The organism is Shewanella carassii (assembly GCF_002777975.1).
In the GTDB taxonomy this organism is placed as follows: Bacteria; Pseudomonadota; Gammaproteobacteria; order Enterobacterales; family Shewanellaceae; genus Shewanella; species Shewanella carassii.
The window spans coordinates 57,729-77,419 of record NZ_NGVS01000028.1 but is presented as its reverse complement, the minus strand read 5'-3'; the positions used below and the strand labels follow the sequence as shown (position 1 = coordinate 77,419).

Annotated in this window: 16 protein-coding genes; 3 read left to right on the top strand and 13 right to left on the bottom strand. The window is 55.2% G+C overall.

Annotated features, from left to right (window positions below; translation table 11 throughout):
- Positions 1 to 689: 689 nt before the first annotated feature.
- A complete protein-coding gene (locus CBE72_RS13695) occupies positions 690 to 2,216 on the bottom strand; it encodes a M17 family metallopeptidase (RefSeq protein ID WP_100144193.1) in 1,527 nt (508 codons plus the stop codon).
- A gap of 211 nt (positions 2,217 to 2,427) precedes the next feature.
- On the opposite strand from CBE72_RS13695, the gene CBE72_RS13690 reads away from it, so the two are divergent.
- Positions 2,428 to 3,888: an aminoacyl-histidine dipeptidase gene (locus CBE72_RS13690; protein ID WP_100144191.1), complete on the top strand. Its 1,461-nt coding sequence runs from the start codon at positions 2,428 to 2,430 to the stop codon at positions 3,886 to 3,888.
- Between the two features lie 229 nt (positions 3,889 to 4,117).
- Here CBE72_RS13690 and CBE72_RS13685 read toward each other — a convergent pair whose 3' ends face one another.
- From CBE72_RS13685 to CBE72_RS13630, 12 genes are all read right to left on the bottom strand, one after another.
- Positions 4,118 to 4,612 carry a Dps family protein gene (locus tag CBE72_RS13685; RefSeq protein ID WP_100144189.1) on the bottom strand — a complete coding sequence of 165 codons (495 nt, stop codon included), beginning with the start codon at positions 4,610 to 4,612 and terminating at the stop codon, positions 4,118 to 4,120.
- Between the two features lie 305 nt (positions 4,613 to 4,917).
- Entirely contained in the window at positions 4,918 to 6,189 is a 1,272-nt protein-coding gene (gene gabT / locus CBE72_RS13680; protein WP_100144187.1) for a 4-aminobutyrate--2-oxoglutarate transaminase, read from the bottom strand.
- Between the two features lie 47 nt (positions 6,190 to 6,236).
- Positions 6,237 to 7,679: an NADP-dependent succinate-semialdehyde dehydrogenase gene (gene gabD / locus CBE72_RS13675; protein ID WP_100144185.1), complete on the bottom strand. Its 1,443-nt coding sequence runs from the start codon at positions 7,677 to 7,679 to the stop codon at positions 6,237 to 6,239.
- 46 nt (positions 7,680 to 7,725) lie between these two features.
- Positions 7,726 to 9,012, bottom strand: a complete 1,287-nt coding sequence (locus CBE72_RS13670; RefSeq protein ID WP_100144183.1) for an NAD(P)/FAD-dependent oxidoreductase — start codon at positions 9,010 to 9,012, stop codon at positions 7,726 to 7,728.
- 164 nt (positions 9,013 to 9,176) lie between these two features.
- Positions 9,177 to 9,992 (bottom strand): ABC transporter permease subunit, encoded by an 816-nt coding sequence (locus CBE72_RS13665; RefSeq protein WP_100144181.1) that lies wholly within the window; start codon positions 9,990 to 9,992, stop codon positions 9,177 to 9,179.
- Positions 9,989 to 10,888 (bottom strand): ABC transporter permease subunit, encoded by a 900-nt coding sequence (locus CBE72_RS13660; RefSeq protein WP_037436682.1) that lies wholly within the window; start codon positions 10,886 to 10,888, stop codon positions 9,989 to 9,991. The genes CBE72_RS13665 and CBE72_RS13660 overlap by 4 nt, the downstream gene beginning before the upstream one ends.
- Positions 10,885 to 12,021 (bottom strand): polyamine ABC transporter ATP-binding protein, encoded by a 1,137-nt coding sequence (gene potA / locus CBE72_RS13655; protein ID WP_025009894.1) that lies wholly within the window; start codon positions 12,019 to 12,021, stop codon positions 10,885 to 10,887. The genes CBE72_RS13660 and potA overlap by 4 nt, the downstream gene beginning before the upstream one ends.
- A 118-nt stretch (positions 12,022 to 12,139) precedes the next feature.
- Complete coding sequence (locus tag CBE72_RS13650) at positions 12,140 to 13,237, bottom strand: polyamine ABC transporter substrate-binding protein (RefSeq protein WP_100144179.1); 1,098 nt, start codon at positions 13,235 to 13,237, stop codon at positions 12,140 to 12,142.
- 155 nt (positions 13,238 to 13,392) lie between these two features.
- Positions 13,393 to 14,766, bottom strand: a complete 1,374-nt coding sequence (locus CBE72_RS13645) for an aspartate aminotransferase family protein (RefSeq protein WP_100144177.1) — start codon at positions 14,764 to 14,766, stop codon at positions 13,393 to 13,395.
- A gap of 10 nt (positions 14,767 to 14,776) precedes the next feature.
- Positions 14,777 to 16,126 carry a glutamine synthetase family protein gene (locus CBE72_RS13640; protein WP_028780689.1) on the bottom strand — a complete coding sequence of 450 codons (1,350 nt, stop codon included), beginning with the start codon at positions 16,124 to 16,126 and terminating at the stop codon, positions 14,777 to 14,779.
- Positions 16,127 to 16,130: 4 nt separating this feature from the next.
- Complete coding sequence (locus tag CBE72_RS13635; RefSeq protein WP_100144175.1) at positions 16,131 to 16,892, bottom strand: gamma-glutamyl-gamma-aminobutyrate hydrolase family protein; 762 nt, start codon at positions 16,890 to 16,892, stop codon at positions 16,131 to 16,133.
- A gap of 369 nt (positions 16,893 to 17,261) precedes the next feature.
- Positions 17,262 to 17,810, bottom strand: coding sequence for a cupin domain-containing protein (locus CBE72_RS13630; RefSeq protein WP_028780691.1), 549 nt, complete (start codon positions 17,808 to 17,810; stop codon positions 17,262 to 17,264).
- Between the two features lie 209 nt (positions 17,811 to 18,019).
- Here CBE72_RS13630 and CBE72_RS13625 point away from each other — a divergent pair, with 209 nt between their 5' ends.
- Together CBE72_RS13625 and CBE72_RS13620 are read left to right on the top strand one after the other, a co-directional pair.
- Complete coding sequence (locus CBE72_RS13625; RefSeq protein ID WP_100144305.1) at positions 18,020 to 19,327, top strand: NAD(P)/FAD-dependent oxidoreductase; 1,308 nt, start codon at positions 18,020 to 18,022, stop codon at positions 19,325 to 19,327.
- Positions 19,328 to 19,424: 97 nt separating this feature from the next.
- Complete coding sequence (locus tag CBE72_RS13620) at positions 19,425 to 19,637, top strand: hypothetical protein (protein WP_167387674.1); 213 nt, start codon at positions 19,425 to 19,427, stop codon at positions 19,635 to 19,637.
- Positions 19,638 to 19,691: the final 54 nt, after the last annotated feature.

Genomic DNA, 19,691 nt, shown 5'->3' with positions numbered 1-19,691 from the left:
TCCCTGGAACTAGAGGTTCTCATATCCGTGGAGACAACTTGTCACTCATTTCCCTGGAGATAATTATCCATCCTGGATTGACTAGAGGTGGAAGGCGCTTGCCTAACCAACGAGAGCTATTATAGCCATCTGTAATTTTATTACAATACTCCGCCTAAAAATTTTAAAAAACACTTGAAACTGTAATGCAATTACATGCGAGTTACACATATTTTACCGCTGGAACCTGATGAAACATATTGAAAGTGTGGGAGAGATGCATTCTTACCAATTGAATAATAATGATTTTACCAACAAGGCTTCATAAGTAACTCACCAAGATTAAGTAAAATCTAACACTGTAATTCACTGTCAGTCAGTGCCCAAATGTTAGTCTCCCCTCGGGGGTAAAAGCGTGATCTCAAAGAGGTAAGACCAGTTAAGGTGAATTAGATCACCCGGTTACAGGATTGGCTAAAAATCCGTCTGAAAGTTTTCTGTTGTTTTCAGTGCTCGTAGAGGATGACGATTCAAACGCCTTCGAATCAGAGCTGACCCAACGGTTTGCAATGGAGAACTTAGGTGAGATGACTTCCAGCAAATCTCGTGGCTAGGTAATGCCAACATAGCGGTCGCCAAGTGAACAAAAGCAAACTGACAGAGTGCAGGGATAACCCGGCCGACAACATCGGCCGGGAGGCGTTGAGGACTTACTCAGTCATATAGGCAAACAACCCAAGCAGCGGCGTCGCCGTAGGTTTGCCATAGAGGGGATCACCTTCTGTGGCACTGCCGGCGATATCCAGATGACTATAGGCCATGGGCTGAGCGTCTTTTACCCCGTGTTGCGCCAATCCGGAAGCCTTTAGCAGGAAGGCCGCCGGATACTGGTGTCCTCTGGCGGTAACCGATGAGGGCGCATTATTGGAAGAAAGTAGCTCAGAGGCACCGGAAACATCACGCACCTTGGCAAAATCTTCCTTACGCAAACGGGACAGCTCCAGCCCTTCACCGTAACGCTCGGCGCTGGCTTGCAACCGCTTGGGTAATGCCTGTTGCTCGGCAACGGCGTTGGCCACTACCGCACTGTAAGAGCCATAGGCTCGCACCACATGGCCGGTCAGGGTTGCTACAGAGAATAGCTCGGGCGCCGCACTGCCCTGCGCCTTTAAACGCAGATGGGACAGCAAGTCGGCCAGCACCAAACGTCCTTCGGCATCGGTATTGCCAATCCTGACCCTGACACCCGAATGGGCTGTGATGATTTCGTCCGTGACAAAGGCTTCGCTGCCTATACTGTTGCGTACCAGCCCCAATTCAGCCACCACGCGAATGCCTTTGGGCTTGAGTAATGACAAGGTCTTCATCAAACCGGCCACGGCAGCCGCGCCGCCCTTGTCACGGCTCATACCGGCCATAGCACCGCCCACTTTCAGATCGGCGCCGCCTGTGTCATACACCACGCCCTTACCGGCAAAGAAATAGTTGTGCTGGATGTCACCTTCGCCGCGGTACTCCAATTTAACAACCCTGGGCTGATGTCTGGCCACGGCAAAAGAGGCCCGCGCCACGGCGCTCAGCAAGGGATAGTCCCGCTCGAGAATGTCTCTGTCTTCCACGACCTGCAGCGACAGCCCTGAATCTTTGAAGGCGTTGAGGCAGTAATCGGCAAAGGCAGGGGCGCCCATGCGCTCAGGCTCGGTGCCACAGAGATCTCTGGCAAGGGTGCGGCCGGCTTCAATGGCATTGAGCATGTTGGCATCGGCGCCGTTCATCACCCCGATGGCTTCTATGCTGTCAAGGGCGGCGCCCGCCTCACGGGCTTCCAATGGCTGCCATAGCTCCTGCGCCGTTGCCAGCGCCGCAACCATATCGGCCTTGGCGTATTCATCGCCTAAAGATGCAGGCTTATCGACCCACAACAGCGGCCTTTTGGCTCCAGCGTCTCGGGCGATGGCGATACCGGCCCGGGCAGCATTGGCAAAGGCGCGCACATCGTCATAATCGCCGAGCGGCGCAACCGGGGCGATGATCAAGCGGCCACCGGCAAGCCCGGGAGCAAACAACAGCGTCGGGCTCTTGCCCACCCTTTTGTCGACTTGAGCCCCATGGGAGGCCAATATCGCCACCTCCTCGATTGGACACGCCGTCACATCGGCGCTGACCACCAGCAATGCATCCCAGTCTGCCTCACTGAAAATTGCATCCTGGTCAGTAACATCAATAAATTCAACCATGACCCATCCTAATTATTTTTTATTGGCGTCCAGCATTATTCCCTTTCCGGCGCCGGATTACCAATCTGTACCCGGCAAGTTTCGCTGTCACAAATAAACAATTGTTCCAACTGGGTTCTGCGCCCTTACGCCGCTCTGTGGTAGACTGATGACAACTCGCGCTTGGCCCGGTCCAAGCCCGCCAACCAGACGAAAAGATCAGGAGTTTGCTGTGTCCAGTCTCAGCCAATTGCAACCTCAGCCTCTATGGCAGTGGTTTGAACAAATCTGTGCCATTCCTCACCCATCCAAGCATGAAGCCGCGCTCAGCCAGTATATTCAGAGCTGGGCCAAAGACCGTCAGCTTGAGGTTATCGAAGATAAAGTCGGTAACCTGATTATTCGCAAAGATGCCACTCCCGGGATGGAAAACCGCAAACCCGTGGTGATCCAGGCCCATATCGATATGGTGCCGCAGAAAAATGCCGATAAAGAGCATGACTTCGTCAAAGATCCGATCCAGCCCTGGATTGATGGCGACTGGGTCAAGGCCCAGGGCACGACTCTGGGTGCCGATAACGGCATAGGCATGGCATCGGCGCTGGCCATTCTCGGCAGTGACGATATTCCCCACGGGCCGCTGGAAGTGCTGCTGACCATAGATGAAGAAGCGGGTATGACAGGAGCCTTTGGCCTGGAAGCCGGTATGCTTCGCGGTGAAATCCTGATCAACACAGATTCCGAGCAGGAAGGCGAAATCTATATGGGCTGCGCCGGTGGCGTGGATGCCGAGATCACCCTGCCCATGGTCTGGGAAGCCACAGGCGAGGGTTTCCAGGCATTCAACCTGACGCTCTCCGGACTCAAGGGTGGCCACTCGGGGGTGAACATTCACCTGGGACGCGGTAATGCTAACAAGCTGCTGGCCCGTTTTCTGTTTGAACACAGCGAAAGCCTGCAGCTGGAACTGGCCGAATTCAACGGCGGCTCGCTGCGTAACGCCATTCCCCGCGAAGCCAGTGCCACTATTCTGGTACCGGCCGAACAAGCCACAGCGTTGAGCGAAGCCGCCGCGGCTTTCCAGGCACTGCTTAGAGAAGAGCTGGCGGTTGCCGATCCGGCCGCTTGCCTGACTCTCACCGAAGTGCCGCTGCCTGCCAAGGTGATGAGCGAGCAGAGTCAGAACACTCTTATCGATCTGCTGCATGCCTGCCCCAATGGTGTCATGCGGATGAGTGACGAGATTGAAGGCGTGACCGAGACCTCACTCAACCTCGGGGTGATCAATACCAGCGAGCAGGATGTCAAACTCCTGTGCCTGATCCGCTCCTTGATTGACTCGGGTCGCAGCCAAGTTGAAGGCATGCTGATCGCCCTGGCCAACCTGGCCGGTGCCGAAATCGATCTTTCCGGCGCCTACCCAGGCTGGAAGCCAGACAGCCAGTCTCCTGTGATGGCGATTGTGCGCGACACCTATCAGGACATCTACCATAAAGAGCCGGTGATCATGGTGATCCATGCAGGTTTGGAATGTGGCCTGTTCAAGGAGCCCTATCCGGCCATGGATATGGTGTCTATCGGCCCCACCATACGTTTCCCTCACAGCCCGGATGAAATGGTGAATATCACTACAGTGGGCCAATATTGGCAGCTGCTGTTGGCGGTACTGGAACGTATTCCCGAAAAGGCCTGATACCTTGTTAAAGGCACTTAAGCCTTGAATTGATAGCGCCAAACGACTTGGCGTTGCGGCAAGGCGGCAAAGGCTGCAAGAGTGACTCCCCATCAACATGGGCAAACTATGTGATTGGGATGAACGAAGATTGCCAACGCAGCGGCCACTTCAAGTTAACAAGAGTAAAAAAAGCCGCCCCTGGAGCACTCCGGGGCGGCTTTTTGATGCGTAGTGCCTAGCGTTTAGGCTATTCCTCCAGCAAGCTACGCAGCATCCAGGCAGTCTTTTCGTGGACTTCCAGCCTGCGGGTCAGCAGATCGGCACTCGGCTGGTCATTGGCCTTGTCGATAACGGGGAACAGGGCTCTGGCGGTGCGGGCCGTGGCCTCCTGGGCTTCAACCAGGTGCAATATCATCTCATTGGCAGAGGGCACGCCTTCCACTTCCTTGATGGATGCCAGACGTACAAACTCTTTATAAGTCCCCGGCGCCGGATACCCCAGGGCGCGGATCCTCTCGGCGATTTCATCCAACGCATTCCACTGCTCTGTGTATTGCGCCATAAACATCTGATGCAGGCTGTTGAATTGCGGGCCTTTGACGTTCCAATGGAAATTATGGGTCATCAGATACAGGGTATAACTGTCGGCCAGCAGCGCCGAAAGCCCCGCGACGATTGTTTTACGATCCGCATCAGAGATACCTATATCTATGGTGGGTGCCTTGACTTTCTTGGTTGCCATATACACTCCTTTTGCTTGTTGGCGATAGCCGCGCTCGATGGCGACTAAAGATAAAATAGCCATAACAGAGTGGGAGCTTGTGCCAGAGTAAACTGTGAACTGGCGCACAATCCATAGAGAGCGGCCAAGAGTCACGCCATTTTCAAGACTCATAGACGGGGTAAATAGGCTTCACGTCGCGGTCCGGCCCATGGGGCTTGTCGACCCGATTTAAGAAGAGGCGTCACGCTTACCACCCGCTTTGGCAGATACATCCAGCGAGCATAAAAAGGGAAGCGCTGGGCTTCCCTATCACCCTTATCCGCTCAACTACGCAGTTGCCGGAAACACTCGGCGATAATCTCAAGCCCCTGCTGCAGATCCCTGTCACTGACGGTCAAAGGCACCAAGAGACGCAGCACATTGCCATAAGTGCCACAGGAAAGCAGGATAAGACCACGCTCCCGCGCCAAGGTAAGGACTCGGGCGCAATACTCGGGCTTGGGCACACCGTCTTCAACCAGCTCCATGGCCACCATGGCGCCCAGGCCGCGAACATCGGCAATAAAATCGTGCTCCTGCTGCAGCTTGCCAAGCGCCTCTTTAATGACAGTACCCACCTGGTTGGCCCGCGCCAGCAGCTGTTCCTTCTCGAAGGTTTCTATCACCGCCAGGGCGGCAGCGCAGGCAAGCGGATTGCCGCCATAGGTGCCTCCCAAACCGCCGGGGCCTATGGCATCCATCATCTCGGCCCGGCCGGTAATGCCGGAGAGCGGGAAACCACCGGCAATGGACTTGGCAAAAGTCGTGATATCGGCGGCAACGCCCATCTGCTCCATGGCAAAGAAGGTGCCGGTACGGCCGGCGCCCGTCTGCACCTCATCGGCAATCAGCACTATCCCTTCCTTGTCACACAGCTTGCGCAGCCGCGCCATAAACTCGGGGGATGCGGCATAGAAGCCGCCCTCGCCCTGCACCGGCTCAAGAATAATGGCGGCAATATCCGCCGGCTCGGCATCATTCTTGAAAATCTGCTCGATAGACTTCATCGCATCGTCGTCACTCACACCATGCAGCGCGCAGGGATACTGGGCGCGAAACACGTTGGCCTGCATCAGCCCCATGCCCTTACTGTAGGGCGCCACTTTACCTGTGAGCGCCAGCGTTGCCATGGTGCGGCCATGATAGCCTGAGGTAAAGGCGATGACACCGCTGCGTTTGGTGTAGGCCCTGGCGACCTTGAGGGCATTTTCCACCGCCTCCGAGCCACTGGTAAACAGCGCCGACTTCTTGGCGAAATCCCCGGGAACCAGGGCGTTGAGTTTTTCGCAGACGGCCACATAACTCTCATAGCCCAGCACCATAAAACAGGTATGGGAGAAGTCTTCCAACTGGCGGGCAACCGCCTGCTTGACTCTGGGATGCAGGTGTCCGGTATTGAGCACGGCTATGCCTCCGGCAAAGTCCAGATATTCGCGGCCCTCGACGTCCCATACCCGGGCATTTTCCGCCCGTTCCACAAACACAGGGTGTATCTGTCCCACACCCGGTGCCACTGCGGCCTGGCGCCGCACCATCAGAGAGTCATTGCTTATCATCCTGCTATCCTCTGTTGTTGTCCCGGCATCGCCGGGACATGGGTTAATCAGACCGAGAGGCAGAGATACTTGATCTCCAGATATTCCTCTATGCCGTATTTAGAGCCTTCCCGTCCCAGCCCCGAGGCCTTGATGCCGCCAAAAGGCGCTACTTCGTTGGAGATAAGCCCGGTATTGATCCCCACCATGCCGTATTCCAGCGCCTCGGCAACTTTCCAGACTCTGGAGATATCCCTGGCGTAGAAATAGGCCGCCAAGCCAAACTCGGTATCGTTGGCCATGGCGATCACTTCATCGACACTGTCGAAGCGGAACAGCGGCGCCAGCGGGCCAAAGGTTTCCTCTTTGGCAACCCGCATGCTGCCGTTCACCTCGGTCAAAATAGTGGGCTCGAAGAAGTTACCGCCCAGCGCCCGGCCGCCTGTCTTGACTCTGGCGCCTTTGGAGACGGCATCCTCGAGATGAGCCTGCACCTTTTTCACCGCATTCTTGTCGATAAGCGGCCCTGTGGTAATACCGGACTCTGTGCCGACACCTACCTTGAGCTCGGCCACTTTGGCGGCCAGCTTTTCGCTAAAGGCATCGTAAACGGACGACTGCACATAGATGCGGTTGGCGCAGACGCAGGTCTGGCCGGCATTGCGGTATTTGGAGATCATTGCCCCTTCCACCGCCGCGTCCAGATCGGCATCGTCAAACACGATAAAGGGCGCGTTGCCGCCGAGCTCCAGTGACAGTTTCTTCAGCGTAGCGGCACATTGCTGCATCAGATGGATGCCCACGCCGGTCGAGCCGGTGAAAGACAACTTACGCACCACGGCGCTGTCGCAAAGGGTATTGCCTATCGCCTTGGCATCGCCGGTGATCACGCTGAAGACGCCGGGAGGAATGCCCGCTTCAATCGCCAGGTAGGCCAGCGCCAAAGCAGTAAAAGGGGTCTGCGGCGCCGGTTTGACTATCATGGTGCAACCGGCCGCCAGTGCCGGTGCCGCCTTACGGGTGATCATCGCCGCCGGGAAGTTCCAGGGCGTAATGGCCGCAGTCACGCCCACGGGCTGCTTGATCACCAACAGGCGCTTGTCCTGTTGATGGCCGGGGATCGTATCGCCGTATACCCGCTTGCCCTCTTCGGCAAACCACTCGATAAAGGAAGCGGCATAGGTGACCTCACCGCGAGCTTCTGCCAGAGGCTTACCCTGCTCTGTGGTCATCAGCAACGCCAAGTCATCGGCGTGTTGATTGATAAGCTCGAACCAGCGTTTGAGAATGCTGCTGCGCTCTTTGGCGGTCAACGCCCGCCAGGCCGGCAGTGCCCGCTCGGCGGCATCTATGGCTCTGTGGGTTTCAAATGCGCCCATCTCGGGCACACTGCCGATACGCTCGCCGGTGGCCGGGTTGAAAATATTGACCTTCTTGCCTGAGTCTGCGTCCAGCCACTGGCCTTCGATATAGGCTTGTTCACGCAGCAGCTCACTCTGATTAAGTTTCATTGCGACTCCTTTAAATGGGCGCCAGGCGCCCTTGTACGGATAGGCATCAAATACCCAGTTTGTCCCTCAGGCTGTAATACCAGGCGCCGAGCGCAGAAAAGGGGACTCGCAGGGCATGTCCGCCGGGAAATGGATAATGGGGCAGGCTGGCAAAGGCATCGAAACGCTCCGCCTGTCCGGTCAGCACCTCGGCAATCAACTTGCCCGCCAGGTGGGTATAAGTCACCCCATGACCACTACAGCCCTGGGAGTAATAGATGTTGCTGCCAATCCTGCCGACCTGAGGCAAACGGGAGAGTGTCAGCAGAAAGTTGCCTGTCCAGGTATAGTCGATACGGACCCCTTTCAATTGGGGGAAAGTCTTGAGCAGCTTGGGCAGGATAATCGCTTTGATATTCTCCGGATCTCTGGCGCCGTAGACTACACCGCCACCATAGATCAGGCGTTTGTCGGCCGACAGGCGGAAATAATCCAGCAGATAGTTACAGTCCTCAACGCAGTAGTCCTGCGGCAACAGACTGTGGGCCAACTCTTCACCCAAGGGTTCTGTCGTGATTACCTGGGTACCGCAAGGCATGGATTTGGCAGCAAGTTGGGGCAGCAGTTTGCCAAGATAGGCATTTCCTGCCACCACCACAAACCTGGCCTTAACCTGGCCATTGGCGGTATGTACTATAGGGTACTCCCCTTCGTCGATACGTACTACGGCCGAATCCTCAAAAATTTTTCCACCGAGAGATTCCACCGCCCTCGCCTCACCCAGCGCCAGGTTCAGCGGATGGATATGGCCGCCGCTCTTGTCCAGCAAGCCGCCTATATAACGGTCTGTATTGACCACCTGGCGAATGCCGGCATCATCCAACAACTGTAGCTGTTCTGTGTGGCCATATCGCTCCCAGAGGGCTTTTTGCTGTTGCAGATGCCCCATCTGTTTGCGGTTGATGGCGGCAAATACCCCGCCGTTTTTGAGGTCACAATCGATCTGGTATTTTTCGATGCGTTCGCGGATGATGCGGCCGCCCTCGAAGGCCATTTCGCCAAAGAGCTTGGCCTGCGTCTTACCAACAGTGCTTTCTATCACGTCGAGATCGCGGCTGTAGCTGTTGACTATCTGGCCACCGTTGCGGCCAGAGGCGCCCCAGCCCACTCTGGCCGCTTCCAATACCACCACCTTGAAACCGGCCTCCAACAGGTGCAGCGCCGAGCTGAGCCCGGTATAACCGGCCCCAATCACACAGACATCGGTTTCCAGCACCTCGCTTAAGCTGTTGCGTTCACGGGTGTCATTGGCCGAATCGGCATAATAAGAGGAGGTGTGGGCAGTGGCAGTCATGGTTATTCCAGCCTTTATGTTTGTTATTTTTAACACTTGCATCATCCTACACAGTCAAACCGACTAAAACCAGTAGAAAACGCATTATAAAATACACTTTGTTCAAAATTTAAAACGCACAGGAGAAATAATGGCGGTGGCTGTCACAGCCAACCGCCGAATTGTTATTCCTCTATTTGTCTGCTGCGGCGTTCGGCGCGGCGCGCCAGATACCAGGACAGGAAGGCGATCAGGGATACCACCAGAATGATCAGGGTCGCCAGGGCGTTGATCTTGGGGGACACCCCGAGCCGCACCGAGGAGAACACCACCATAGGCAGTGTAGTGGCGCCAGGTCCCGAGGCGAAGCTGGCAATCACCAGATCGTCCAGCGACAGGCTGAACGACAACAGCCAGCCCGCCATCAGCGCCGGGGCTATCATGGGCACAGTTATCAGAAAGAAGGTCTTCAGCGGTGTCGCCCCCAGATCCATTGCCGCCTCTTCAATAGAGAGATCCAGCTCCCTGAGGCGCGATGACACCACCACGGCCACATAGGCGGCGCAGAAGGTGGAATGGGCAATCCAGACTGTCATCCTGCCCCGCTCAGCCGGCCAGCCGAGCAGATCCGACATATGCACAAACAGCAACATCAGCGACAGGCCCGTGATCACCTCGGGCATAACCAAGGGCGCCGTAATCATGTTCGACAGCGTCAGCTTGGCCCAGGAGCGACGAAAACGAGTCATCACAAAGGCCGCCATAGTGCCTATGTTCACCGCCATGGTCGAGCTGTAAAAAGCGATTTGCAGACTGGTCCAGACCGCATCCAGTATCTGCTGATCGGCAAACAGCTCGGCGTACCACTTGGCGGAAAAGCCACCCCAGACAGTTACCAGTTTGGAGGCGTTGAAAGAGTAGAAAATCAGAATAAACATGGGGGCATACAGAAACACCAGCCCAATCCATAACATCAGGGTCGAGAAACTCAGCTTCTTCATATCTCTTTCTCCAGACTGCGGCTCTGATAGCGATGGAACAGGGTGATGGGCACAATCAGCAGTACCAGCATCACTATCGCCAGCGATGAAGCCACCGGCCAGTCACGGTTGTTGAAGAACTCCTGCCACAGCACCTTACCTATCATCAGCGAGTCCGGCCCGCCGAGCAGCTCGGGGATCACAAACTCCCCCACGGCCGGAATAAACACCAGCATGGAGCCGGCAATGACGCCGCTCTTGGACAGGGGCAAAGTCACCTTCCAGAAGGTATTGAGACTGCGGGAGCCGAGATCCGCCGCGGCTTCCAAGAGACTGACATCCAGCTTCACCAAGGTGGCGTACAGCGGCAATATCATAAAGGGCAGATACGCATAGATGATGCCGATATACACCGCCAGATTGGTATTGAGCATCTGCAGCGGCTCATCGACAATCCCAAGCCCCAGCAGCAGGTTATTGATAAGCCCTGTATTACTCAAAATCCCCATCCAGGCGTAGACCCGAATAAGAAATGAGGTCCAGGAGGGCAACATCACCAACAATAGCAGCACTGTCTGCAACCTGGCCGGCGCCCGGGCGATGGCATAGGCCATGGGATACCCCAGCAGCAGACAACCTAGGGTGGAAACCAACGCCATCTTGAGCGAGTTGAGATAGGCCGAGTAGTACATGGAGTCGCTGAGCAGCAACAGATAGTTACTCAGGTTGATAAATACCTGCAGCACTTCGTCGGCATACTGAAAACTTGGCTCATAGGGCGGAATGGCAATCGCCGCGGTGGAAAAGCTTATCTTCAATACTATGGCAAACGGCAGCGCGAAAAACAGCAGCAACCACAGATAGGGAAAGCCTATGGTCAGGTGGCGGCCTTTGAATCCTAACTTGAGCTTCTTCATGATCTTAACACCACGCCACTGGTGTCCTCCCAGCTGATATAGACTTCATCATCCCAGGTGGGGTGATCGGCGCGGCGTTCACGGTTGGTCATGCTGCACTGGACTATCTGACCATTGCCAAGGCGAATGTAATACACGGAGAAACCACCGAGATAGGCGATATCGTGGACTATGCCCTTGGCCCAGTTGTATTGCTCTTCGGGCTGCTCGCGGCTTATCAGGGTTTTTTCCGGCCTGACCGCCAACCAGACATGCTTGTCCTCGACACTGGTAGACACCCCATAACCCACGTAAAACGCCTGGTTCAGGCTCTCGGACTGAATGATCACATGGTCCACCTCATCGGCGGTGATCTCCCCCTCAAACAGATTCACTGTGCCGATAAACTCGGCAATCATCCGGCTGTTGGGGCTTTCATAGATATCCATAGGCGAGCCGGTCTGGGCTATCCAGCCATCGCTCATGATGGCAATCCGCTCGGCCATGGTCATGGCTTCTTCCTGATCATGGGTAACCATGACGCAGGTCACCCCTACCCGCTCGAGAATTTCCACCACCTCCAGCTGCATCTGGGTCCGCAGTTTTTTATCCAGCGCTCCCATAGGTTCGTCAAGCAACAGGAGTTTCGGCCGCTTGGCCAAAGAACGGGCCAACGCCACCCGCTGGCGCTGACCGCCGGAGAGTTGATGCGGCTTGCGGCGGGCATATTTTTCCATATGCACCAGCTTGAGCATCTCCTGCACCCGCTGCTCGATTTCAGCCTTGGGTAACTTGTCCTGCTTGAGACCGAAGGCGATATTCTGCGCCACCGTCATATGGGGAAACAGGGCGTAGGATTGGAACATCATATTGATGGGGCGTTCATAGGGCGGCAGGTGGGTAATGTCCTGACCATCGAGAAAAATGCGTCCTTCGGTAGGCTTTTCAAAACCGGCCAACATTCTCAAAAGAGTCGACTTGCCTGAGCCTGAGCCGCCGAGCAAGGCAAAGATCTCGCCCTTGTTGATGGTCAGCGACACATCATCCACGGCGCGAACATCGTCAAAGAGCTTGCTGACCCGCTCGATTTTGAGCAGCACTTCATCCTGAGTTTTATTATTGGGTTTGACAGGAATGCCCGAGGTGATTGCCATAATACTTCTCCGCAAAATACCAAATGGGCGGCTCAGCGGCCGCCGCTGGTGGAACGAGTAAAGTTTGCCTGTACTACGCAATCAGACAATGAAGGGGCACCTAGCCCCTGAGTTATTGTTATTGGCCGGATTTAACCTTGGTCCAAACCCGGGTCAGGGCCCGCTGGGCCTTGAGTGGACGAATTTCCCCCACATACAGGTTGTCCAGAGTTGCCTGTGGTGGATAGATGCCGGGATCGTTGCGGATAGACTCATCCACCAGTTTCTGCGCCGGTACATTGGGGTTGGCGTAGGAAACATAGTTGGAGATGGGGGCTATCACTTCTGGCCTGAGCAGATAGTTGATAAAGGTCAGCGCATTGTCGACATTGCCGGCGTCGGCAGGGATGGCCAACATATCGAACCAGAGGTTGGCGCCTTCCTTGGGAATGGTATAGGCAATCTTGTTGCCGTTACCGGCCTCATCGGCGCGGGTAGCCGCCTGGAGGATATCGCCGGAGAAACCGAAGGCGACACAGATATCACCATTGGCCAGATCCGAGATATAGCGCGATGAGTGGAAATAGGTGATATAAGGCCGTATCTTGGCCAGCACTTCACCGGCCTTTTCAAAGTCGGCCGCCTTGGTACTGTTGGGATCCAATCCCAGATAGATCAGCGCCTGCGGCACCATATCATCGGCCGAGTCCAGCATGGACATGCCGCAGGATGACAGCTTCTGGGCATACTTGGGGTTGAACATCAGTTCGAGCGAATCTGTGGGAGCATCGTCTCCCAGCAGCTCTTTTACCTTGGCGACGTTATAGCCTATGCCGTTGGTGCCCCAGAGGTAAGGCACGGCATACTGGTTGCCCGGATCGGCCTTCTCCAGCTGTTTCATCAACTGGGGATCCAGATTCTGATAGTTGCTCAACTTGCTTTTATCCAGAGGCTTAAAGGCCCCGGCCTTGATCTGCTTGGCAAGAAAGTTGTTCGAAGGCACGACAATGTCATAACCGGAGCGGCCGGAAAGCAGTTTGGCTTCAACCACTTCGTTGCTGTCAAACACGTCATAAATCACCCGGATCCCGGTTTCCTTCTGGAAGTTGGCCAGGGTATCTTCGGCGATATAGTCACTCCAGTTATACACCCGGACGACTTCTTCGGCCTGGGCCGTGGCAGCGGCCGCAAGGCCTCCCAACAGTGCCACAGACGTTACTTTGGTCAATAGCTTCATGCTCTCTCCTTTTACGGGTAGCAGCGGTTGTAACCCGCCTTCAATTGTTAACTTATTGTCATTGTTATTAGTGTCACCAATGCTACTCCCTAAAACCCGCATCGGCGCCTTGGCAGCAAGGTATATCATGCCCTTACCGCCAATGGCAGGCAATCTTAACCGTTCGATTTTTGTACGCTTGCGTAGGTCATATCGAGCGCTTGTTTCGCCTTTGTTACCAATTCATCGATTTGAGCCTGGGTTATCACCAAGGGTGGTGCGATGATCATAGTGTCTCCCACCGCCCGCATCACCAAGCCACTGGCGATGGAATGCTCCCGGCACTGAGTACCTACCCCAAGCTCGGCAGCAAAGCGCTGATGACTCGCCTTATCGGCGACCAGTTCCAGCGCGGCCACCATGCCAACGCCGCGCACCTCGCCCACCAGCGGATGCTGGGCCAAGACTTGCCGCAGCCGCTGCTGCAGATAAGGCGCGGTTTCCTCGGCCACTTTGGCGACTATGTTTTCCTGCTTCATCAGGCGTAAGTTTTCCAGTGCCACCGCGGCACTGAGTGGATGGCCCGAATAAGTGTAGCCGTGAGCAAATTCACCGCCCTTATCCAACGCATCGGCGACTTTATCCGACACTATCACCCCGCCCATGGGGGCATAGCCCGAAGTCATCCCCTTAGCTATGGTGATAAGATCCGGCTCGAGATCGTAATACTCGGCGGCAAAGTAACAGCCGGTGCGGCCAAAGCCGGTGATCACTTCATCGAGGATAAACAATATGTCGTACTTGGCGAGGATCTTTTTGATCTCCGGCCAATAGCTGTCCGGCGGGACTATCACGCCGCCGGCGCCCTGAATAGGCTCGGCAATAAAGGCCGCTACCTTGTCTTCACCCAGCTCGAGGATCTTGCTTTCAAGCTCGCGGGCACAGCGAATGCCAAACTCTTCGGCAGACAGTCCCTGACCTTCGCCATACCAGTAAGGTTGGGCGATGTGGACTATGCCTGGAATGGGCAGATCGCCCTGGGCATGCATACCACTCATGCCACCAAGACTGGCACCGGCAACTGTGGAACCGTGATAGGCATTGTGGCGCGAGATAATGGTTTTCTTCTCCGGCTTGCCCTGGATGTCCCAGTAATGACGCACCAGGCGCAAGTTGGTGTCATTGGCCTCTGAGCCAGAGCCGGTGAAGAACACCTTGTTCATATGAGGTGGTGCCAGCGTGGCTATCTCGGCGGCCAGTTCAATCGCCGGCGGGTGGCTGCACTGAAAAAAGCTGTTGTAGTAAGGCAGTTCCAGCAACTGATGTGCCGCCACATCGGCGATGGAGCGCAGGCCATAGCCCATGTTGACGCACCAGAGTCCGGCCATGCCATCGAGAATTTGATTGCCCTGTGAATCCCAGATATAGACGCCATCGGCGCGGGTGATCACCCGCCCACCTGCCTGTTTCAACGCCTTGGGATCGGTAAAGGGATGCAAGTGGTGGGCATGGTCCTTGGCCTGCCAGCCTTGAGTCTGTTGTGATTTCATCTCTCCCTCCTTAGACAGTCAGCAGCAGGAATTCCCGCTCCCAGGAACTCACCACCCGGCGAAAATTCTCAAGCTCGGCGCGTTTGACCGCAACAAAACCTGTGGTGAAGTCTTCCCCCAGATATTTACGGCAATATTGGCTCTCTTCCATCATGGCCATCGCCTCTTCCAGCGTCTGCGGCAAAGAGATACCCGAGCGGTCTTCGTTGGCCCGGCCCTGCACCGGCGTCGAAGGTTTCACGTCTTCAACGATTCCCAAATAGCCGCACAACAAACTGGCGGCAATGGCCAGATAGGCGTTGGCATCGGCCCCCGGGATACGGTTTTCAATGCGGCGATTTTGCGGTGAAGACTCGGGGATCCTCAGGCCACAGGTGCGATTCTCCTCACCCCACTCCAGATTGACCGGCGCCGAGGTGCCCGGCAGGAAGCGGCGGAATGAATTGACGTTGGGCGCCATCAACGGCAGAAATTCCGGCATAAAGCGCTGCAGCCCGCCGATATAACTGAGGAAGTTCTGGCTCATGGTGCCATCTTCGCGGGTGAAGATATTCTTGCCGGTTTCCTTATCGATAACGCTCTGATGCAGGTGCATGGCGCTGCCTGGCTCATTGGTCACAGGCTTGGCCATAAAGGTGGCACAGACGCCGTGCTTGAGGGCGGCCTCCCTCAGGGTGCGTTTGAACACAAACACCTGATCCGCCAGCGCCAGTGGATTACCGTGGCTGAAGTTGATCTCCATCTGCGCCGTGCCTTCCTCGTGGATCAGGGTGTCGATATCCAGCTCCTGCGCCTCACACCAGTCGTACATATCCTCAAACAGGGGGTCATACTCATTGGCGGCATCGATGGAGAAGGACTGACGTCCGGATTCGGCGCGGCCGGAACGGCCAACCGGGGGCTTGAGTGGCAGATCAGGATCGTCACTGCGACTGGTGAGATAAAACTCCATCTCGGGGGCAATCACCGGCTCCCAGCCCTTGTCTTCATAGAGCTTGAGCACTTTTTTCAATACGTTGCGCGGCGACAGCTCCAGCGGATTGCCCATCTTGTCATAAGTATCGTGGATCACCTGAGCCGTGGCCTCCAGGGTCCAGGGCAACATAAAGACCGCGTTTTCATCTGGCACGCAGACAAAGTCGATATCGGCGCTGTTGAGCAGGCCATAGTAGGCCTCATCATCGACATAATCGCCGGTCACGGTTTGCAGCAACACACTCTCGGGCAGCCGCATGCCCTTTTCATCGATAAACTTGTCTACCGGGGCAATTTTGCCGCGGGCGATACCTGTCATATCGCAGATAACACATTCAACTTCGGTTATTTTTTGTTCTTTTAAGAAGGCTTCAAGCTTATTCATATTATTAATTCCGCTGTTGCGCCCTAAGACTGCAAGCCTCCCCAAAGGCCTTAAAAATTGCGCTGTAGAAGGGGTTATTTCTGACCTGCCATTCGGGATGCCACTGCACTCCCAAGGCGAATGCCTTGGCATCGGTGACAGAGAAGGCTTCAATCAGACCATCTGGAGCATGCGCTTCAGGCCGCAACCCCTGACCCAGGCGCTCCACGCCCTGAGTATGGACGGAATTAACCATCGCATGGCTACGGCCCCAGGCGTCGAAAAGCATCCCTCCAGGTTCTATGCTGACCTCGTGGGACAAGCCATACTGCACCTCCAGCGGCGCACTCTTGTCTTCTCTGTGTTCAATAAAACCACCCACTTCATAGAGCTTCTGGTGCAAACTGCCGCCGTAAGCCACATTCATTTCCTGAAAGCCGCGGCAGATCCCGAGTACCGGCACTCCGGCCTCTATGGCGGCGCGAATTAAAGGCAAGGTAGTGTCATCCCGCTTGGGATCATGGTGGGTGCCCGGTTCGCTGGCCGGGCCTTGGTAGTGATGAGGTTCAACATTGGAGGGGGAGCCGGTAAACAATATGCCGTCCAGGCGTTCGAGCAGTTGTGCTATCGGGGTATCGGCCCCCAATGCCGGGATCACCAGGGGCCAGGCTCCGGCACCTTCGACCACGCCCAAGAGGTATTTCTCGCCAACAATATTGAAAGGATGCAGCCCCAACTGCTCATTGCATGCGGTTACACCCACCAACGCCATTGCTGCCTGTGCCATATCTCACCCCAAAACACTCAAATCCAGGTCTCAGTTTTGAACATTCACTAAAGCAAATGTTCATTTTTTCACACACTACACGGATTTTTTTGCACAGGCAAGAGGTTAATATCCTGTTAAACGCAGCCTCAAGCTAAAATTATTTAAGCTTTTATTTTTAAATGAATATTTAAAAACCCCTTGTGTTTGAGATAGGTGTAAACAAGCTTGAACAAGGCAAAAAATTGGCTTTGCATCACACTGGTTCAGCGGGCACCAATTCGGTGCACACGGGGTTATACGGTCGATATTATTTACACTTACAGGCAAATATGCTGCCCGAAGTGAATTTACGGGCAGCAAATCGCAGTCAGCTGAGGAAATGGAAGATCAAAAGTTGGCAGGAGTGGTGGCACTGACCAGATGACAGGGTTCATCAAAAGGGTTGCGAAACCTGTGTGGTTGTTCGCTATTGAAATAGTAGCTGTCACCGGCCTCCAGAATAAACACCTCTTCACCGACCGTCAGTTCAAAGCGACCGGTGATCACCAGCGCCGCTTCTTCCCCTTCGTGGCGCAGCATCTCTTCACCCGTATCGGCTCCCGGGGGATAAGTCTCTGACATCACAGACATGGCACGGTTGGGGTAATCCCGACCAATAAGCTTGAACTCCAGTGGCCCAGTGCCTATGTCCAAAAGCTCATTGGAGCGATACACCACTTTTTGCTCTGTAGTGCCATTTTCACCTATGGAGAAAAACTCCACCAGCGACATGGGGATCCCCGAAAGCACTTTCTTGAGTGAACTGACTGAAGGGCTGACACTGTTTTTCTCTATCATAGAGATGGTGCTGTTGGTCACCCCGGCGCGTTTAGCCAGCTCACGCTGGGACAGGCCTTTCATCTTTCTAACAGCCTTGAGGCTGGCACCTATATCCAAATCGCAAATCCCCCAAAAATCTCTTATCAGGCGGTTACAGGACACGGTCGGCAGCGGCTTCTGCACAAGGGCAACCAGGGTCCCGGTGAAATTGTTTTGTATTATATGACAAAAGCATGTTAAATAAAACGAACACTTTGAAGGCAAGAGTGCGACGACCGTCGGGTGTAACCAGCCGAGTCCAAACTTATAACAAGAACGGAGCCATGATGCCAATCCAGTCCCCCATTCACAGTGACAACTATCCCGCCTCTTTTTACCATGCGACCGCCAAAGAACTGTTTCAGCATCCCAGGCTGGAAGAGTCCTTGGAGACAGATGTCTGCGTAATAGGCGCAGGCTTCAGCGGCCTCAACAGTGCCATCGAACTGGCTGAACGAGGCTTTGGGGTCACCATACTGGAAGCCAAAAAAGTGGGCTGGGGCGCCTCTGGGCGTAATGGCGGGGAGTTGATCCGTAGTATTGGCCATAATATTGAACAGTTTGAGCCCAGTATAGGTAAAGAAGGTGTGCTGGCTATCAAGCGGATGGGTTTTGAAGCCGTCGACATCGTCCGGCAACGGATCGCGCAATATCAAATCGATTGCGATCTGCGCTGGGGCTACTGCGATCTGGCGCTGAAACCAAGACATATGCAGGAGCTTGAGCAGGAGCTTACCGAGCTTGAGCAACTTGGCTACCCACATAAGCTCAAGCTGTTGTCCAAGGAGCAGTTGCCGGAAGTCATAGGCTCTGAGCGTTATCTCGGCGCGCTCAGCGACATGGGCAGCGGCCATCTGCACCCTTTGAATCTGGCCCTCGGCGAGGCCCGTGCGGCCCGAAGCCTGGGGGTTAACATCTATGAAGACAGCGCCGCCACCGAAATCATTAAGGGCGAGCAGATACGGGTCAGGACTGAGGGCGGCGAAGTCCGTTGCCGCTATCTGATTTTGGCCGGCAATGCCTATATAGGTGCCAAACTCGAACCTCATATCGGCGGCAAGGTGCTACCGGCCGGCAGTTATCTGCTGGCGACCGAGCCCCTGTCGCAAGCACTTTGCGCTGACATTATTCCGCAGAATATGGCCTTCGCCGATATGAGCATAGCACTGGACTATTTTCATCTGTCGGCCGACAACCGTCTGCTATTTGGCGGGCTGTGCAACTACTCAGGCAGAGATCCCAAGGACATTTGCGCCGCGCTCAGGCCCAATATGGAAAGAGTCTTCCCGGCGCTCAAGGGCGTGAAAATAGATTATCAGTGGGGCGGCATGATAGGGATAGGCGCCAACCGTATGCCGCAGATAGGCAGGTTGCCGGATAGCCCCAACATCTATTTCGCCCAGGCCTATGCCGGGCACGGCGTCAACGCCACCCATATGGCGGGGCGTCTGCTGGCAGAAGCTATCAGTCAGCAGGCTGAGCGCTTCGATATCTTTGCCTCAATAGAGCATATGACCTTCCCGGGTGGCCCGGCGCTGCGCTCGCCCATTCTGGCGGCAGGCATGCTGTACCATAGATTCAAGGATCTATTCTGAACAAGGCCTATCTTGAAAAAGCCCTGTTTTGAAGACGAGTGTATGTTGAGTAGGGAGCCATTTTGAAAACAAGTACAGCAAAGGCGTTGTGGCCGTCGTGAATACTCCCTTCGATATTAGCCGCATTCATACGCCACAGGGGATTTTTCGCCTCAAGGGGGAACTGCAAGCCTCACCGCCGAAACTCGTGTGCAGGCAGCTTGAAATTCTCGGCAGTGACGGTTGGCTGAAGCTGCAAGTCGAAGATAACCGCACTCAAGTGCTGCTCGATGCGCTGTTTGAACCTGTGAGTGAACATCTCAAGCCCTGAACTTAGCCTCTTTCCCCCCGCAAGGCAGGGGGATTGTCTATGACAGCAAACCGA

Bases quoted from the DNA above. Each gene is read 5' to 3' on its own strand.
- CBE72_RS13695 (WP_100144193.1), bottom strand. From the start codon at position 2,216: ATGGTTGAATTTATTGATGTTACTGACCAGGATGCAATTTTCAGTGAG.
- CBE72_RS13685 (WP_100144189.1), bottom strand. From the start codon at position 4,612: ATGGCAACCAAGAAAGTCAAGGCACCCACCATAGATATAGGTATCTCT.
- gabT (WP_100144187.1), bottom strand. From the start codon at position 6,189: ATGATAAGCAATGACTCTCTGATGGTGCGGCGCCAGGCCGCAGTGGCA.
- gabD (WP_100144185.1), bottom strand. From the start codon at position 7,679: ATGAAACTTAATCAGAGTGAGCTGCTGCGTGAACAAGCCTATATCGAA.
- CBE72_RS13670 (WP_100144183.1), bottom strand. From the start codon at position 9,012: ATGACTGCCACTGCCCACACCTCCTCTTATTATGCCGATTCGGCCAAT.
- CBE72_RS13665 (WP_100144181.1), bottom strand. From the start codon at position 9,992: ATGAAGAAGCTGAGTTTCTCGACCCTGATGTTATGGATTGGGCTGGTG.
- CBE72_RS13660 (WP_037436682.1), bottom strand. From the start codon at position 10,888: ATGAAGAAGCTCAAGTTAGGATTCAAAGGCCGCCACCTGACCATAGGC.
- potA (WP_025009894.1), bottom strand. From the start codon at position 12,021: ATGGCAATCACCTCGGGCATTCCTGTCAAACCCAATAATAAAACTCAG.
- CBE72_RS13650 (WP_100144179.1), bottom strand. From the start codon at position 13,237: ATGAAGCTATTGACCAAAGTAACGTCTGTGGCACTGTTGGGAGGCCTT.
- CBE72_RS13645 (WP_100144177.1), bottom strand. From the start codon at position 14,766: ATGAAATCACAACAGACTCAAGGCTGGCAGGCCAAGGACCATGCCCAC.
- CBE72_RS13640 (WP_028780689.1), bottom strand. From the start codon at position 16,126: ATGAATAAGCTTGAAGCCTTCTTAAAAGAACAAAAAATAACCGAAGTT.
- CBE72_RS13635 (WP_100144175.1), bottom strand. From the start codon at position 16,892: ATGGCACAGGCAGCAATGGCGTTGGTGGGTGTAACCGCATGCAATGAG.
- CBE72_RS13625 (WP_100144305.1), top strand. From the start codon at position 18,020: ATGCCAATCCAGTCCCCCATTCACAGTGACAACTATCCCGCCTCTTTT.